Consider the following 15,888-nt stretch of genomic DNA (forward strand, 5'->3'; position numbering starts at 1 on the left):
AGTTCTTTATCCGGCTTTCCTGCAGGCCACCACCATGCTGCCGCCGCCAAAAAGCTTGGCAGCACTCCGGGCAAAGGGCTGCAGGTACCACCTGGTCTTGAGCCGCTCATAGACATGTCCCGAGTGATAGGAATGCGCAGCCACAATATCCAGCCCCATATCCCTGAGGAACTGCTGCAGGGAGCGGGAAGAAAAATGATGCCGGTGGTAGGGAATATGCCACCCTTCCCAGGCTTCCCCTTTCATCCCGGCATCGATGGAGTCATGTATGGGGACCTCAATAATCAATACACCCTCATCTTGCAGCAAGGAGCAAAATGAGCCAAGGGTTGCCGCCGGATCTGTAAAATGCTCCAGGCTGTGCCAGAAGGTTATCGCCTCAAACAGACCCTCTGCTGAAGATAGCTTCAGCAACTCCTGTTCAGCGGTGAACAGCTCTACGCCCAGTTGCTGCTCGATATATTCCTTATTGTTCGACGAGACGTCAAAACCATAGGGACGGTAACGCTCCTTACAGGCGTAGAGGAAGAAACCACGACCGCAGCCCACATCCAGCACCTTGCCCTGTGAACAGTGTTTTCCCAGGAGCCTGAGCCGATGATCTTCCTGGCGGATCTTGCGCTGCAGATATCGTTTCTCTGCAAAACAAGGCTCATAGAGCTCTGAAAAATATCGTTCATCGTACAGACGATCAAGGTCTGTGGACGTTAAAACGGGGAGGGTTATCCCGTGGCCGCATTGAGCGCAGAACTCAACTCGGTACTCCTCGAAAAACTGCACCTTTGCAACTCTCTGCTGCTCACACACAGGGCAGATCTGTTCGACCATGAACTCCTCCTTTTTTTTCAGGGCGGTGCTGAAAAGACTCCGCTGAATCCGATCTCAACCCCATGGACTGGCCGGAAAAGCATTTTTTTAGCGGGGACATAGGCGCCTGAGGCGACTGAGGGCCTGTCTCCCGGGCAGAATGGAACGAAAGCTACACTTGGATCACCTTGTTTTCAAGAAATAAATCTCCCAAGACCAGGCCAGGGGAGCCCCCCTCTCAGCTGATGAGGGCGGGAGCTGTTCTCCCGGTTACAGTTCCCCAAGGCCTCAGCCCCTGGACGCGGCCCCGACAGCCGCAGGAGGATTCGCACCCCTCCTGAAGACGATGGACTCCGGCGCCGTCTGCTTAAGCCAAAAGAGGCGGTAGTGTTTCCAATGCTTTCGTTTTTCTTTCCCTCTGTTTGCGCTGCTTTGTTTTTTTGCTATAGTGAATGGGTAACTGTTCAAAATACGATGGAAGTTCAGCCTGCCCCACTCCCCGGGAAACGGCTGGAAATGGTGCGCACGGACTGGCCCTTGCCCTGAGGCAGTGGACACGGACCCCTGAGCTGAGCTGGACTGAGCTTGAACAGCGTATCTCTCTGTAGCCAAGATGGCCCAATCAAATTTAGCCCCTGGTCTGCTCTTTGACTGGAATGCTGGAGGTGTAGATGTCCCTAGTCCTGTCACTCCGTACCACGCCCTGTGCTGTGATGGTCGTTCTGCTCCTCTGTCTTTTCCTGGTCAGCTGTGGTGCAAAGCAGGATCCACCACCACAGCTGGACTATGCCAAGGCTGCCATCACCGTGAACTATCAGGCCGACAAAGAGCTCAACTTTGCCGACCACCAGCCCCACACGCTCCTGCTGGTGATCTACCAGCTCTCCGAGGTCAACGCCTTCAACAGCTATGTCGGCTATCGCCAGGGGCTGGTGAAACTGCTCCAGGCCGCCTCCTTTGATCCATCGGTCACAGCCCTGAGCAAGCACTATATTGAACCCGGCAGCAGTGGGCTGTTCACCCTTGACCGGGCTGCCAAGACCCAGCATCTGGGCATCGTTGCCGGTTATCATGGGCTGGATCCTGAAAAATCAGCCGACCTTATTCCCCTGAGCTATGAGACCGGCAGGCACGGCTGGTTGCTGACCAAGAGCACCACCGTAAAGCCACTGCATATCAAGCTGGTCCTGGAAAAAGATCGCATCCGACGTCTGGAGGACGGAGATGACTCCTAAAAAACAGATTTTCTGGCATCAGGGGCTCTTTCTTCAGCCCCAGCATTTCCAGCAGGCCGAACAGTACCAACGCTCCCTCCTCACCCCCATCAACCAATATCGACAGCCCTTTTGCTGGGGGGTGCGCGCGGTGGAGCTGAACGAGTCTGCCCTGATAAACAGGGTGGTCGAGATAACCGGCCTGGAGGCCATCTTCCAAGATTTTTCCTGGGTGATGGCGGGCGAGAACTGTTCACTGCAGGCGAGGTCCTTTGCAGATCAGGAAAATGCCTTTACCGAGGAAGACTCCTTTACCGTCTATCTCGGCCTGAAACGCTGGGACAGGCTGGGAATCAACGTCGAGAAGACCGGCAACCGTGACCGGCTCGCAGATACCCGCTTCGTCTGTGCCGAGAATCCGCAGGAACAGGCAGACCTCTACGACCAGGGGCCGCCGGCGCAGATCAGCTTCATGGAACACAATCTCAAGATTTTCTGGCAATCGGAACTGGAGAGTCTCGGCGATTACCACCTGATTCCCCTGCTCCGGCTCAAGATGAGCGGCGACAATATCCTGCTGGACAAGAGTTATGTCCCGCCGACGCTCACCCTGGAGAGTTCCCATCTCCTGCTGCAGGTGGTCAAGAATATCCGCGAACAGATGCTGGCCCGCTGTCGCGTCCTGGAAGCCTACAAGCCCCTTGCCGGCCAGGAGGTGAACAGCCTGGAGATGGCCAGCCTCTACTATCTCTTTGCCCTCAACACCCTGAACCGCTATGTGGTCCAACTCCAGCATCACCTGGCACAGCCCCTGATCCATCCCTGGCAGCTCCACGGGATACTCCGCCAGCTGGTTGGCGAGCTCTCCACCTTCAGCGACCGGATGAACGGCCTGGCCCAGTTAAGGGATGGTCAGGAGCTGCTCTCTGAATATGACCATCTCGACGCCGGCAGCAGTTATCGAGAGGTCCAACAGCTCATCGGCGAGTTGCTCGATGGCATTGTCATCGGTTCGGAGAGTATCTTCATCCTGACCAGGGAGGCAGATCGCTTCTGCTGCGAGCTCCCTGCCGAGATCCTGGCAGAGCGCCAACTCTACTGCCTGATTGTCCGCACGGCCCAGGAGGCAGAGGAGCTGGTGAACACCTTTGTCCACCATGTAAAGACCGGGAGCCGCAAATCCATGGACACTCTGGTCAGCCGCTCTTTAAACGGCGTGGGCTTGGTGTACCGCGAGATTCCGCCCCTGGGAATCGTGCGCCGGCAGGGCTGCTTCTGCTTTGAACTGGACAGCGAATCCAGCCAGTGGCTGGAGGTGGAAAAAGAGGCCACCCTCTGTTTGCACTGGGATCAGGCTCCGGAAGATGCGACCATGGAACTGGTGGTAACCAGGTTGTAGCAGCTTGCAGCTGTTTAATCTCCTCTTCGAATTATTCGAAATACCCGGTTATCCAGAACGCCTAATCAACAACCTTGGTGAGACTGCCTATGCGGCTGATTGATTGTTTTGCACCTCTGATAAGTTTGAGCTTTCAGGACCACGCACAGGCGGCCGATCCGGGGATGGATCCTGCCGCAATCCAGCAACAGTACCTGGAACGGGTCGATCAGTGCCGGCAAAGATGTGATCAACAGGGATACAGTCAGAGGCAGCGGGAGGATGCACTCTTTGCGGTCATTGCCTGGATTGACGAACAGCGACTCTGCGCCCCTCAGGCAGACAGCCGCTGGCTCCACCTCGAGCTCCAGAAGGTGTTGTTCAACACCTCTGTCGCAGGGGATGAATTTTACCAGCGACTGGCTGCCACGGCTGAAGAGGACAGCCAACTGCGTGAGGTCTTTGCCTACTGTCTGATCCTGGGATTTCGCGGCAGAATGTATGACCGTCCCCAGGCCTTTGCCGACCTTTGCCAGCAATCATTTGGCTGCAAGCTGGAAGCATTCGCCGCTGAACTGCCTGCCCAACTTTTCGCAGCAGGGCCTCAAGCCGCAGCAAAGAAAACCATGCTGAAAAGATTATCCTTTTCCCGTGCCTCCCATTCCCTGCTGATGCTGCTCCTCTCCCTGGGCATTCTCGGCGGACTGTTCTACTTTGGCCAGCGCTCACTGGAGACGCTCTACTCTTCCATCACAACCGCTGGGCTATGAGGGAAACCATGCCAAAGTCCGTCAAGATCATCATCGCCCTGGTCACCTTTCTGGTGGTCGCCGCTCTTGCTGCGGCTGCAGCCTACTGGAGTTATTTCAGCCAACACTGGCCCTGGTGGATCGCGCTCTCCATGGCTGCCGGAGTATTTGCCCTCTACTTTCTGCTCCTCTTTTTAAAAAAATACCTTATTCGCAGGCGGGAAAAGAGATTCGTCCGGCGGGTGGTTGAGCATGGGGAGGTCCTGGCCGAGGGTGAGCGCCCGGAACGACAGAACATCCTGGAGCTCGAACAGTCCTGGAAGGCCAACCTGGAGATCCTGAAACACTCTCACCTCAAAAAGCGCGGCAACCCCCTCTATGTCCTGCCCTGGTATCTGGCCATGGGGGAGACAGGGGTCGGCAAATCGACCATGCTGGCAAATGCCGGTGTTGCCTCTTCTTTTACAGAACTTGAAGATCAAAAGGGCCTGGTAAGGGCAACCCGCTCATGCGACTGGTTCTTCTTTGACCAGGCGATACTGCTCGATTCCGCCGGACGCTACAGCGTGCCCCTTGCCTCGGATGAGGAGCAGAATGAATGGAAACACTTCCTGCTGCTGCTTGCCAGGCATCGCCGCAAAGAACCCCTAAACGGCATCCTCCTGTTCGTCGCTGCCGATGACCTCCTCAACACTCCTGGCCAGGCCCTCCGGAAAAAAGCCCAGATCCTGCGCAACCGCATCCACAGTCTCATGCGGACCATCGGCTTCAAGGTACCGGTCACGGTTATGGTGACCAAGATGGATCTGATCCCGGGCTTTTCCGAACTCGCAGCCCTCCTCTCTGCACAGGAACGGGAGCAGGTGATGGGCCGGCTGAACAACCAGGCCACTCCCTATTGGCAGGAGTTCCTGGCCGCGACCATCGCGGATGTGGATCAGGGCTTGCAGCGTATACGGCTCAACAAGATCGGTCAGCCGCAGGGACGAAACGGGGCGTTTTTTTCCTTCCCTGCACAACTGGCGTCCCTGGCAGCCGGCCTCGAGTCCTTTCTGGAGGTGCTCTTTTCTGAAAACGCCTACCAGGAAACGCCCCTTCTTCAGGGGATCTATTTGGGCAGTGGTCGTTGCGGCCGGACCTCGGCCAGTGGTGCGCTCCCCACCGGGGCCGCTGAACAGGCCGGCTCAGCGGCTGTCTTTGTGCGGGAACTGTTCAGCACCGTACTGCCGGCACATCGCCGGCAGCTGGAGCCGGTCAAAGAGTTGCTGCTCTGGAGAAAGATGACCCGTAATCTGGCCCTGATCAGCTGGCTCTGCATGGTCATCTTTGCAGGGGGCATGATCGGTTTGTCCTACCTCCATAACCAGCAGGTTTTTGCCCTCTTTCCCAAGGCAGAGCAAACGATCGTAAGCGAGCAGAACGGCCGCAATGCGGTGATCGTCTCCCTGGAAAAAATGCGCCTCAACATCCTGGAGATCGAAACGGCAAACAGCCGCTGGGCCCTGCCGCTGCCCATCTTCTCGGCAGCAGAGCGGGCAGAGGCGGCCTATAAGAGGAAGTTTTGCCGGCTGATGGCGACCAGCCTGATCCATCCCATGGAGCAGGGTTTTTCCCAGGCCGTTGCAGATCTCTCCGCCGATACCTCGGCAGATCTCTATGCCGATTATATCGGCTACCTGGTGGAACAGATCAATTACCTCAAGGCTGCCCTGGCAGGGAAGAAACTCCCCCCGTTTCATGCCTTTACCCGGGTGGCCACGACGGTGTTGAGCATCAACAGCCAGGAGGTCCTTGCCGATGTAGGCCGATTTTTTCCCGACCTCAATGCAAGCTATCTTGCCTGGTCCCGCAACAGAACCGATATCGAAGAACGTCTCCTGGCCCTGCAGGGAACCCTCAAAGACCTCCTGACCAAAAACGGCGGGGCGAGCTCCTGGCTCTACGCCCAATCCATTACCGACACCCCTCCGCTGACCCTGGCCGACTTCTGGAAAGTCCACCAAACCGCTGCAGCCGGCCGGATCGAAGTTCCAGGCGCATTCAGCCAGAGGGGCAGAGCCAAGATCGAAGATTTTTTTAGGGCCATCGAACAGGCAGGTATCAGCAGGGAGCTTATTGGCGATCTCCGCCAGGGCTACCTCAACTCCTATCCTCAACAGTTTGTCCACTGGTGGAAAGCTTTTGGCCTGGCCTTTATCGATGGTGAGCTTGGCCTGGATACGGATACGGATTGGCGCGAGGAGGCCATCCGAATGGCCGGCCCAGGCAATCCCTATTTCCTGCTCCTGGAAACCCTGTCCAGGGAGCTTGCCGCCTTTAGCAAGGAGACGGGCTCGGTCTTACCCGAGTGGGGCAAGGCGGTCATTGCCATCAACGAGATCCGTACGCTTGCTCTCTCCAGCAAAAAGAGCAAGGACGCCGAACCCTCGCTCTTTGCCAGAATCGCCTCGGAGAAGAACCGGATTACCACCGAGACCCTGCAGCAGGTTGACCCGGCCAAGGCGGCAGAGATGGTCGACAAACTGAAATTGGCCGAAGCCTGGAGCAAGTATGAGGCCGGGCTGACGGGATTAAAGGTGATCACCCCCTATAGGGAGAAGGCAGCTGCCCAGTTTTCGAGCTGGTTCAAGCAGGCCGACAGCCCTGAGCCGAGCCAATCCGGCCTTGCCCAGGTCTACGAGGCCTGGGTCTCCCTGAAGAGTCTGGCCCAGGAGCGATATGATACCCCCTTTGTCTGGAAGCTGGTCTACGGTCCCTTCAATTTTCTCCAGGATTTTGCGGCTCGGGATACGGCTCAGGTCCTACAGCAGAAATGGCAGGAAGAGGTCCTCTCCCTGGCCGCCCATGTTGATCCGGACAAACGGACAGCCTTTCTCTTTGACAGGGAGCACGGGGTGGTCTGGAAGTATTTCCAGGATTACGCAGCCCCCTTTGTACGGAAATCGGTGAACGGCTACACCGCCAGAACCCTCTATGGCCGTACCCTGGTGTTCAAACCCTCCTTTTACAGCCTGCTCAACCAGGCCAAGCTGGCGGTGATCCATACCCAGCCTCACTATAGGGTCACCATGACCACCAAGCCCATGGCGGTAAATGAGCAGGCAGGGGTCGAACCCTACTACAGCATCTTTTCCATGCAGTGCGCCAAGCAGTCCTATATCCTGGAAAATGACAACTTCCCCCAGGACCTCACCATTGACTGGGCTCCCGAGAGTTGCGGTGAGGTCAGCCTGAAGATTGGTTTCCCGACCATGGAGCTCAGCAAAAAATGGAGCGGCGCACTGGCCTTCGCCCACTTCCTTCAACAGTTCCAGACCGGCGGCTACCGGTTCACGGCCAAGGATTTCCCTGCGGATGCCGGCCACCTGGAGGAGAAGAAGATAGAGTACATCAGCATCGGTTATACCCTCTCCGGGACAGAGGAGATCGTGCGCTTACTCCACAAGGTGCCGCAAAAACTGCCAAAGCAGGTCCTTGTTCCGGAACAGCAGCTCGCAGCCAAACCCCAGACAGACACCCAGGCCGAGCGCCTCTGGCCCCAGCCACTGCCCATAACCGCCCAAAGGGAGCAGGGGGGGAACTCTGCAGGGGGAGGTGGCTACCGGCAGGGGACGTGGCTGCTTGCCCAGGACCCCAAGAAGTACACGGTGCAGATCATGAGCCTCCAGGCTGCAGCCAGTATCGCCCAGGGATTCTCCGCAATCGCCCAGGAGCAGAGTAAGGCGGTCTATTCGCGCCTGATCAAGGGGGTCCGCTGGCATATCCTGCTGGCCGGCCGTTTTGACAGCAGGGCAGCTGCCCAGGGCTATCTCAAGTCCCTGCCCCCAGCGCTCCGCAAAGGCGGTGCCTTTGTCCGCTCGTTTGGGGATGTGCAGCAGGAACTACGCTAGGGTTGAGGCTGAACCGGGAAAGAGGCAGAGAGAGGGACAGAAAGATATGACGATATATGATCTGGGTAAGGAGCCGGTCAGTGCAGAGCAACCAGCGGGCACGGATATCACCTATGGCGAGGACTACCAGGCCCTGACCGAGGAGGTAAAGAAACTCTCCTCCCCCACTGCTGATTCGGCCGTGGACTGGTCGAAGATAGCGGAACTGAGCCAAAAGATCCTGGAACAGGAGTCGAAAAACCTTCTGGTTGCCTCCTACCTCTGCATTGCCCTGGGTCATACCCAGGGACTCAGGGGCTGCGCTCTCGGTATCCATGTGATCAGGGTCTTGCTCGACACCTTCTGGGACCAGCTCTACCCGCCCAAAAAAAGGAAGAAAGGCAGGATCAATGCCCTGGTCTGGTGGAGTGAGACCCTCAACGAGCTGCTTGCAGAGCTGGGGCCTGAAACCTGGGAGCCGGAGCAGCGGGCAGAGGCCATCGATGATCTTGAGGCCATCGATGCCTTTATTGGCGAACAGCTCCCTGACGGTCCCCTGCTCCGCACCCTGGTCGACACCCTGGCCAGCCGCCTGCAGCTTCCGGTCGATGACGGCGTCGAAGAGCCGGACACGGAGCAGCCCCCCCATGGGGGGGGCGCAGCCGACGTTCGGGAGCCTGCGGCTCTGCCACAGCCTGCTGTCCCCCAGGCCCCACCTGTCCCCCAGGCGGCTGGGGACAATGGGGCACCTGGGGACAATGGCCAGGAGGGGGATGATGGGGCTGCCTACTTCCACGCCGGTTTCGACTTTCTCTGCAGCTCAGCAACCAAGCTCTTTGCCGAGGACTCCGGGAGCCCCATTTCCTATCAGCTTAATCGCCTGGCAGCCTGGAGCCAGGTGGAGGTGTTGCCGCCGGCCACCGATGGTGAGACCATGCTGCCCCCGCCGGATGAGCAGCTGATCTCGCTGCTTCAGGGCCAGTACCAGACAGCACGCTGGTCGGACCTGCTCAGCACCGCAGAGGGACACGTCCGCCAATATCTATTTTGGCTGGACTTGAGCTACTGGGTGGCCACGGCCCTCCAGCAACTTGGCGCGACCACGGCTGCGCTGGCGGTGGAAAACGATACCCGCCTCTATCTTAAGCGCCTGCCAACCATCGAGACCTTCTCTTTCCAGGGAGGTTTGCCCTTTGCCGGCCAGGCTACCAGGGCATGGCTCCGGCAGGGGGCTGAGGCCGGGCCCGACGCAGCTGGAACGGCCAGCAGCACAGGAGGCGATGATACCCTTAGAGCCTGCCAGGCCAAGGCCCTGGAGCGTGTCGGCCGCCAGGGGCTCTCTGCAGCAGTCCGCTATTTTCAGGAAAACAGTGACCCCATCACCAGCCAGAGGGTCCGTTTTCGCCATGACCTGGCGCTATGCCGCCTGATGCTGCAGGGCAAGAAGAGTGAGCCGGCGCTTCCCTTTGCTGAGCGGATCCTCGAGGTCATCGACCGGAGGGAACTTGAAGCCTGGGAACCGGAGCTTGCCCTGGAGGGCTTGCTCCTTGTCCACCACTGTTTTCAGCAGGAGGTCGGCGAAGAGTGGCGCCACCGCAGCCGCCTCCTCCGGGACCGCCTGATGCTGCTGGCACCGGAAAAACTCATAAATTCATTTTGATTTCCTTGTCCATGCTGCTACAATTTTATAAATTATCGCATCTGTAATCGATTGTTTTTTTGTCTCTTCAGGGTGCTTTGAAAAGGTAGATTTTTCGATCAAGATCAGGTACGCGCAGACTCCGAGGCATGGTAAAAATGGTACCGCAGGCATATAACTGATATTCCGAGGATACAATTTTTACCATAACGCAGAGCTTGGAAGAAAAAGCCATTTTTCAAGGTAGCCTTTAATCGATTCTGTTCTCCCGCGCCCTGCCCTACCCCTTATCCAGCCAACAGGAGGATACTATGTCTCAAGAAGGATCCGTTGCCCCCAAGGAACGCGTGAACGTGGTCTACAAGCCCGCCACCGGTGATGCCCAGGAAGAGGTTGAACTTCCGCTCAAGATTCTGGTGATGGGCGATTACACCCGGCAGGAGGATGACACCGCACTGGAAGATCGGAAGGCGATTAATATCGACAAGGACAACTTCAACGATGTGCTTGCAGGCCAGAAGCTCAGGCTGGACACCTTTGTCAAGAATGAACTCGATGAAGACCCCGAAGCCCAGCTGCACCTTGATCTGGATTTCAAATCGCTCCACGATTTCGACCCTGACGCGATCATCAAAAAAATTCCGGAACTCAACAAGCTGCTTGAGCTGAGAGAGGCCTTGAAGGCGGTGAAGGGTCCCCTGGGCAACATCCCTGATTTCAAGAAAAAAGTGAGTTCCTTGGTCACCGATGAGAGCGCCAGGGCCAGACTGCTCGCTGAACTTGGGATAGAAGAATAGGAGAGAACCATGGCAGATGCCAGTGAACAAAAAAAAGCAGCAGTTGATCAGGCAGAACAGCAGGAGCTTTCCCTGCTCGATGAGATAGTCCAGGCCACCAGGGTCCAACCCGGAGACGAGGGGTATGCGGTTACCAGACAGGGCGTGCAGGCCTTCATCGATGAGCTGCTCAAACCCGGACGGGAAACGGCGAAGATCAGCCAGGGGCTGGTGGATGAGATGATTGCCGAACTTGACCAGAAGCTCTCCCTGCAGATGAACACCATTCTCCACAACAGCGACTTTCAGAAACTGGAGTCTGCCTGGCGTTCATTAAAGTACCTGGTCGACCATACCGATTTTCGGGAGAATACCAAGGTCGAGCTGCTCAACGTGAGCAAACAGGACCTGATTGATGATTTTGAGGACGCGCCGGAGATTGTCAAATCAGGCCTCTATAAACTCTCCTACACCGAGGAGTACGGCCAGTTCGGCGGCCAGCCCTACGGAATGATGGTGGGAAATTATGACTTTGGCCCCGGCAACCAGGACATCGCCCTGCTCCAGAATATTGCCGGCGTGGCCACCATGGCCCATGCCCCCTTTACCGCTGCAGCCGGGCCAAGCTTTTTCGGACTCGATGACTTTAACGGTCTGCCCAACCTGAAGGATCTGAAATCCATCTTTGAGGGCCCACAATACACCAAGTGGAGATCACTGCGCCAATCCGAAGACGCCCGTAACATTGGCCTGGCCCTGCCGCGTTTTCTGCTACGGCTCCCCTATGGCCCGGAAAACAATCCCACAAAATCATTCAACTATACGGAAGACGTCTCTGCCGACAACGACGCCTTCTGCTGGGGTAATGCAGCCTTTGCCTTTACCTCCAGGGTTGCCGACAGCTTTGCCAAGTATCGCTGGTGCGCCAACATCATCGGCCCCCAGGGCGGAGGCGCGGTTGAAGATCTCCCCATGTACCAGTATGAGGCCATGGGCGAGATACAAAACAAGATTCCAACCCAGATCGAAATTTCTGATCGCAAAGAGTTTGAACTGGCTGAGGAGGGCTTTATGGCCCTGACCATGCGCAAGGGCAGCGATAATGCGGCCTTCTTCTCTGCAAACTCCATCCAGCAGGCCAAGACCTTTGCCAACACCCCGGAAGGGAAACAGGCTGAGCTCAACTACAAGCTCGGCACCCAGCTGCCCTACACCTTTGTGGTGAGCCGTCTTGCCCACTACCTTAAGGTTATTCAGCGGGAAAATATCGGAACCTGGAAGGATCGCGGAGAACTGGAAGACGAGTTGAACAAGTGGATCGGTCAATATGTCTCTGACCAGGAGAACCCGGGAAAGGGGGTGAGAAGTCGTCGTCCCCTGCGTAAGGCGCAGATCACGGTATCCGATGTTGAGGGAGAACCTGGCTGGTATAAGGTCAACATGGCGATCCAACCTCATTTCAAGTACATGGGCGCATCTTTCACCCTCTCGCTGGTGGGCAAGCTCGATAAGTCCTGATAGTCAAGAGGCTTGCAGGCAGCCTGCAGAACGGCCCAGGCAGGGCACCGCCAGGTCACGGATTTTGACCTGATCCGGGAGGCAGGAGGCTGGAGCCAGGACCTCTGCCTCCTGCAAAGAAACAAAGCGAGTCCTTCTCATTATCTCATCCTCTAAAAGGAGAAACCAGATGGCAAATACGATGTACCTTAAGGTGAAAGGAGCAAGCCAGGGAGATATTAAAGGCGACTGCAGCCAGTCCGGTCGTGAAAACGCGATCCTGGTATACAGCCTGGAACATTCCGTGGAGATCCCCCGCGACACCCATTCCGGCTTACCCACAGGGCAGAGAATCCACAAGCCGCTCACCATCCAAAAACACAAGGATCAAGCCAGCCCCCTCCTCTTTCAGGCCTGCTGCACCGGTGAACAGATCACCAGCTTTGAACTCGATTTTTATCGGGTCAGCCCCAAGGGTCAGGAAGAACATTACTTCACCATCAAGCTGGAAAATGCGATCATCGTGGCTATGCGGGAGTTTACCCCCACCACCTTCCTGGAGGAAAACAAGTCCTACCATGACATGGAAGAGGTTTCTTTTTCCTATGAAAAGATTGTCTGGACCTACGAGCCCGACGGTATCGAGGCCGAAGATGACTGGAAATCTCCCAAATCATAAACCTCTACTCCAGGGGCATGATCCGACCACCAGGCCTGGCGGTAACTCATCCCCTGCCCTGGACAGGGGTTTATGATCCTCCAGGAACGCCTGCTTGAGCGTATCGGTCGGCTTGAAGAACCAGAGCCGCAGCAGCCGCTGACACCAAGCGCCAGGCAGGTGAACTCTATCATTGCCCACCTGCTCAGATTGCTCAATACCCGCCAGGGAAGTGTCACCATTGCCCCGGACTTCGGCGTGCCCGACATGACCAATATCCCGGGAGACAGTATCCAGGAGGCGCGGCAGCGCATCGAAGAGGTGATTCAAGAGGTGGTGCAGAAGTATGAGCCGCGACTCAAAGACATCAGACTGATCATGCAGCATGAAGACCAGGAGAATTTTTCTTTACGATTCAGGCTGGAGGCCAACCTTGCAGAGCAGGAGGAGATACCGGTGATCTTTGAGACCGTGGTCTCCACAGAGGGTAAAATAAGCATTTCTTCGTAGGCAAGGCAGGGGATCCGGATGGACGTCTATTCCAAATATTATGAACAGGAGCTCTATAACCTCAGGCAACTTGCCCGGGAGTTTGCCGAGGTTCACCCTGCCATTGCGCCCATGCTCAGCGGCCAGGCGGCCGACCCTGATGTGGAGAGGCTGCTCGAAGGCACGGCCTTTCTCAGCGGCCTGCTCAGGCAGAAGATTGATGATCATCTGCCGGAAGTCATCCATTCGCTGACCAACTTCATCTTCCCCCACTTCCTCAAGAGTATCCCTGCCGTCTCTCTGGTCCGCTTTACCCCCAAAAAAGGCCTGCAGGAGCCCCTCCTGATCCAGGCCGGCACTGAGCTGGGCGCCAACAGGGTTGATCAGGTTTCCGCCACCTTTAAGACCTGCTTTGACTGCACGGTCCAACCCCTTGCAATCACCAGGATCAGCAACAGCGGCTCCGCAGCCGGCGGCCAACAGATCACGGTGGAGTTCCGCCTTAGCGGACCGGGCCTGGACACCTGGATCCCTGAGAAGCTGGCCTTTTATATCGGCGGCAGCTACTCCAGGGCCGCTGACCTGTTCTACCTCCTGACCAGAAAGCTGCGCAGGATTGTCGCAGAGTCCGAGGAGGGGGGCAAGGGCATTAGCCTTGCTGCTCAGTCGCTGCAGCCCACCGCCTTTGAGCGCAAAAACAGCCTGCTCCCCTATCCCGGAAACTCCTTTCCAGGGTTTCGTTATCTCCAGGAATACTTCCTGCTCCCCCATAAGTTTCTTTTTCTGGAGTTGAGGGGGCTCGGGGAGTGGACCGATCGGGGCACAGGGACAGGTTTTCGCCTCTGCTTTGAACTGGAACCATCGACCCTGACCCTGCCGAACCTGGGCCTGGACGCCCTGTTGCTCTCTACGGTCCCGGTCATCAACCTCTTCAGCCACGAGGCAGATCCCATCCTCCAGGATCACAGTCGGGACAAGATCATGGTCAGCCCTGCCCTGAAGGAGGGCAGGCGGCCTGAAATATACTCCGTTGACCGGGTTACCGGTTATACCCGGGGGGCCATGGTAAAAAAAGAATACCACTCGGCATCGCTCTTCGGAGCAGGGAGGGTGGGCAACAGTTACGGCCTGTTGCACTCGATCTCCAAGGTCTCCAACAGGCCGGAGTTGTCGCTCCAGTTTTCCTACCCCCCTGAGGAGTTGGAGCTGGCGGAGGAGACCATCTCGGTGTCTCTGACCTGCACCAACGGAGATATTCCCCAACAGTTGAAACTTGGCGACGTCTGCAGGCCGACCTCACAGACCCCTGAACTGGTGGAGTTCAGCAACCTGATGAAACCCACCCTCTCCATCGACCCTCCGCTCTCCGGGAGCCTGCTCTGGAAACTTTTATCCCACCTCTCTTTGAACCTCCTGAGCCTCTCCACCGTGGAAAACCTGACAGAGCTCCTGGAACTCTATGTCTTTAAACAGGATCGGGACCAGGGTCGGGTGGCTTCCAATCTAAAAAGGATTCAAGGAATTGAAGAGTTTGAGGTCACCCCGACCAACAGGCTGATTCGGGGCCAGATGATGCGGGGGCAGAAGATTCGCCTGACCGCCAGGAGCGACCATTTTGCAGGTACGGGTGACTTCTGCCTGTTCGGCATGGTTTTGGACCAGTTATTTTCTGAATATTGCAGCATGAATACCTTTATTCAGCTGGACATTATAGATAGCGTCAGTGGAGAGACCTACCCATGGCCAACTCGGGTCGGCAACAAAACATTGATCTAGAGCAGCTCCTGTTGGAGCATGGCCGGCAGGTTCCCTTTGTCCAGGTTCTCCGCCTCCTCCGGCTGATCCTGATCAAGAGGGCAGGTGATCCCCGCGGCTATGACCAGGTCTTTGACTTTATCCGCTGCCGGGCAGAGTTAGGCCTGGATTTCCCAGGGACCGATGTTGTCAGGGTGGAACAGATTGAACAAAAAAAGGGTGCGCTCTATCGGGTAACCCTGGCCTTTATGGGACTCTACGGCCCCTCTTCACCCCTACCGACCTTTTATACCGAAGACCTGCTTGAGGAACAGCGAGAGGAGCACTCGATTACCCGGGACTTCCTCGATGTCATCAACCAGCCCTTTTTTCAGCACTGTTTCGAGATCTGGGAAAAATATTCCATTCTCCATCAACTCGCTGAAAACCGTCACAGTCAGATCTATGACCAGCTCTTCAGCCTGCTTGGTCTGGGCGGCGAGCATGCCCGGCTGGCACTCCGGCAGAGTCGACGCTTTCTTCCCTATATCGGTCTGGCCAGCCAGGCACCCCGCTCTGCTGCAGGCCTGCGCACCATCATCGCCCATTGCCTCCAGCTCCAGGCAGTTGAAATCGAGCAGTGTGTGCACTACCTGGCGGTGATTGCTCCGGAACAGCGTTGCTCCCTGGGCCGGAACAATCACTGCCTTGGGGAAGACGCGCACCTTGGCCGCCAGCTCCTCGATATGATGGGAAAGTTTCGCATCTGCCTCGGCCCTTTGAGCGGCCGGAGCCTGCAAGAAGTTTTGCCCGACACCCCGGCCTACGGTTTGCTCTGTGAGTGTGTGCGCTTCTATCTCGATCAACCCCTGTTGTGGGATATCGAGGTAGAGGTTGCGGCAGAAGACCTGCATACCTGTCAACCCGGGAGAGCCCACTGGGGAAAACTGGGCTGGAATACCTGGCTGTTTAGCGGAGAGGGCACGCCCTCTCCGGGAAAGGTACCGCTCTGCGGGTCTGCAGGGTGAACAGGCGCGGCTACGGTTTCACGCCTATTTTCTTAACAATCTCTCCTTAA

General features: G+C 56.9%; 12 protein-coding genes. 11 read left to right on the plus strand and 1 reads right to left on the minus strand.

The features are described from left to right. Window positions 1–6: 6 nt before the first annotated feature. On the minus strand, window positions 7–828 hold the full coding sequence (locus G494_RS0107160) for a class I SAM-dependent methyltransferase (RefSeq protein WP_028583988.1): 822 nt from the start codon (window positions 826–828) through the stop codon (window positions 7–9). 650 nt (window positions 829–1,478) lie between these two features. Between G494_RS0107160 and tssJ the strand changes: the two genes are divergently transcribed. The 11 genes from tssJ (at window position 1,479) to tssG (ending at window position 15,838) form a co-directional block, all read left to right on the plus strand. Continuing rightward, window positions 1,479–2,042: a type VI secretion system lipoprotein TssJ gene (gene tssJ, locus G494_RS0107165; RefSeq protein WP_028583989.1), complete on the plus strand. Its 564-nt coding sequence runs from the start codon at window positions 1,479–1,481 to the stop codon at window positions 2,040–2,042. Then, window positions 2,032–3,420 carry a type VI secretion system baseplate subunit TssK gene (gene tssK, locus G494_RS0107170; protein WP_028583990.1) on the plus strand — a complete coding sequence of 463 codons (1,389 nt, stop codon included), beginning with the start codon at window positions 2,032–2,034 and terminating at the stop codon, window positions 3,418–3,420. Before tssJ ends, tssK begins: the two co-directional genes overlap by 11 nt. 89 nt (window positions 3,421–3,509) lie before the next feature. Next, window positions 3,510–4,169, plus strand: a complete 660-nt coding sequence (locus tag G494_RS25240) for a DotU family type IV/VI secretion system protein (protein ID WP_051305476.1) — start codon at window positions 3,510–3,512, stop codon at window positions 4,167–4,169. 8 nt (window positions 4,170–4,177) lie between these two features. Further along, on the plus strand, window positions 4,178–8,038 hold the full coding sequence (locus G494_RS0107180; RefSeq protein ID WP_161629950.1) for a type VI secretion protein IcmF/TssM N-terminal domain-containing protein: 3,861 nt from the start codon (window positions 4,178–4,180) through the stop codon (window positions 8,036–8,038). A gap of 46 nt (window positions 8,039–8,084) precedes the next feature. Next, entirely contained in the window at window positions 8,085–9,677 is a 1,593-nt protein-coding gene (gene tssA, locus G494_RS0107185; protein WP_028583992.1) for a type VI secretion system protein TssA, read from the plus strand. 290 nt (window positions 9,678–9,967) lie between these two features. Beyond that, window positions 9,968–10,453 (plus strand): type VI secretion system contractile sheath small subunit, encoded by a 486-nt coding sequence (gene tssB, locus G494_RS0107190; protein WP_028583993.1) that lies wholly within the window; start codon window positions 9,968–9,970, stop codon window positions 10,451–10,453. A 9-nt stretch (window positions 10,454–10,462) separates the two neighbouring features. Further along, window positions 10,463–11,950, plus strand: coding sequence for a type VI secretion system contractile sheath large subunit (gene tssC, locus G494_RS0107195; protein WP_028583994.1), 1,488 nt, complete (start codon window positions 10,463–10,465; stop codon window positions 11,948–11,950). Between the two features lie 169 nt (window positions 11,951–12,119). After that, complete coding sequence (locus G494_RS0107205; protein WP_028583995.1) at window positions 12,120–12,608, plus strand: Hcp family type VI secretion system effector; 489 nt, start codon at window positions 12,120–12,122, stop codon at window positions 12,606–12,608. 72 nt (window positions 12,609–12,680) lie between these two features. Continuing rightward, a complete protein-coding gene (gene tssE / locus G494_RS0107210; RefSeq protein WP_051305477.1) occupies window positions 12,681–13,097 on the plus strand; it encodes a type VI secretion system baseplate subunit TssE in 417 nt (138 codons plus the stop codon). Window positions 13,098–13,115: 18 nt separating this feature from the next. Continuing rightward, window positions 13,116–14,852, plus strand: coding sequence for a type VI secretion system baseplate subunit TssF (tssF, locus tag G494_RS0107215; protein WP_035245748.1), 1,737 nt, complete (start codon window positions 13,116–13,118; stop codon window positions 14,850–14,852). After that, entirely contained in the window at window positions 14,816–15,838 is a 1,023-nt protein-coding gene (gene tssG / locus G494_RS22350; protein WP_051305478.1) for a type VI secretion system baseplate subunit TssG, read from the plus strand. The genes tssF and tssG overlap by 37 nt, the downstream gene beginning before the upstream one ends. Window positions 15,839–15,888: the final 50 nt, after the last annotated feature.

It is taken from the genome of Desulfogranum mediterraneum DSM 13871 (genome assembly GCF_000429965.1).
Taxonomy (GTDB): Bacteria; Desulfobacterota; Desulfobulbia; order Desulfobulbales; family Desulfobulbaceae; genus Desulfogranum; species Desulfogranum mediterraneum.

What these genes read in the sequence shown, in the direction of transcription:
- tssC (WP_028583994.1), top strand. Translation starts at nt 10,463, where the DNA reads ATGGCAGATGCCAGTGAACAAAAAAAAGCAGCAGTTGATCAGGCAGAA.
- tssB (WP_028583993.1), top strand. Translation starts at nt 9,968, where the DNA reads ATGTCTCAAGAAGGATCCGTTGCCCCCAAGGAACGCGTGAACGTGGTC.
- tssF (WP_035245748.1), top strand. Translation starts at nt 13,116, where the DNA reads ATGGACGTCTATTCCAAATATTATGAACAGGAGCTCTATAACCTCAGG.
- tssE (WP_051305477.1), top strand. Translation starts at nt 12,681, where the DNA reads ATGATCCTCCAGGAACGCCTGCTTGAGCGTATCGGTCGGCTTGAAGAA.
- tssJ (WP_028583989.1), top strand. Translation starts at nt 1,479, where the DNA reads ATGTCCCTAGTCCTGTCACTCCGTACCACGCCCTGTGCTGTGATGGTC.
- G494_RS25240 (WP_051305476.1), top strand. Translation starts at nt 3,510, where the DNA reads ATGCGGCTGATTGATTGTTTTGCACCTCTGATAAGTTTGAGCTTTCAG.
- tssG (WP_051305478.1), top strand. Translation starts at nt 14,816, where the DNA reads ATGGCCAACTCGGGTCGGCAACAAAACATTGATCTAGAGCAGCTCCTG.
- G494_RS0107205 (WP_028583995.1), top strand. Translation starts at nt 12,120, where the DNA reads ATGGCAAATACGATGTACCTTAAGGTGAAAGGAGCAAGCCAGGGAGAT.
- tssA (WP_028583992.1), top strand. Translation starts at nt 8,085, where the DNA reads ATGACGATATATGATCTGGGTAAGGAGCCGGTCAGTGCAGAGCAACCA.
- G494_RS0107180 (WP_161629950.1), top strand. Translation starts at nt 4,178, where the DNA reads ATGCCAAAGTCCGTCAAGATCATCATCGCCCTGGTCACCTTTCTGGTG.
- tssK (WP_028583990.1), top strand. Translation starts at nt 2,032, where the DNA reads ATGACTCCTAAAAAACAGATTTTCTGGCATCAGGGGCTCTTTCTTCAG.
- G494_RS0107160 (WP_028583988.1), bottom strand. Translation starts at nt 828, where the DNA reads ATGGTCGAACAGATCTGCCCTGTGTGTGAGCAGCAGAGAGTTGCAAAG.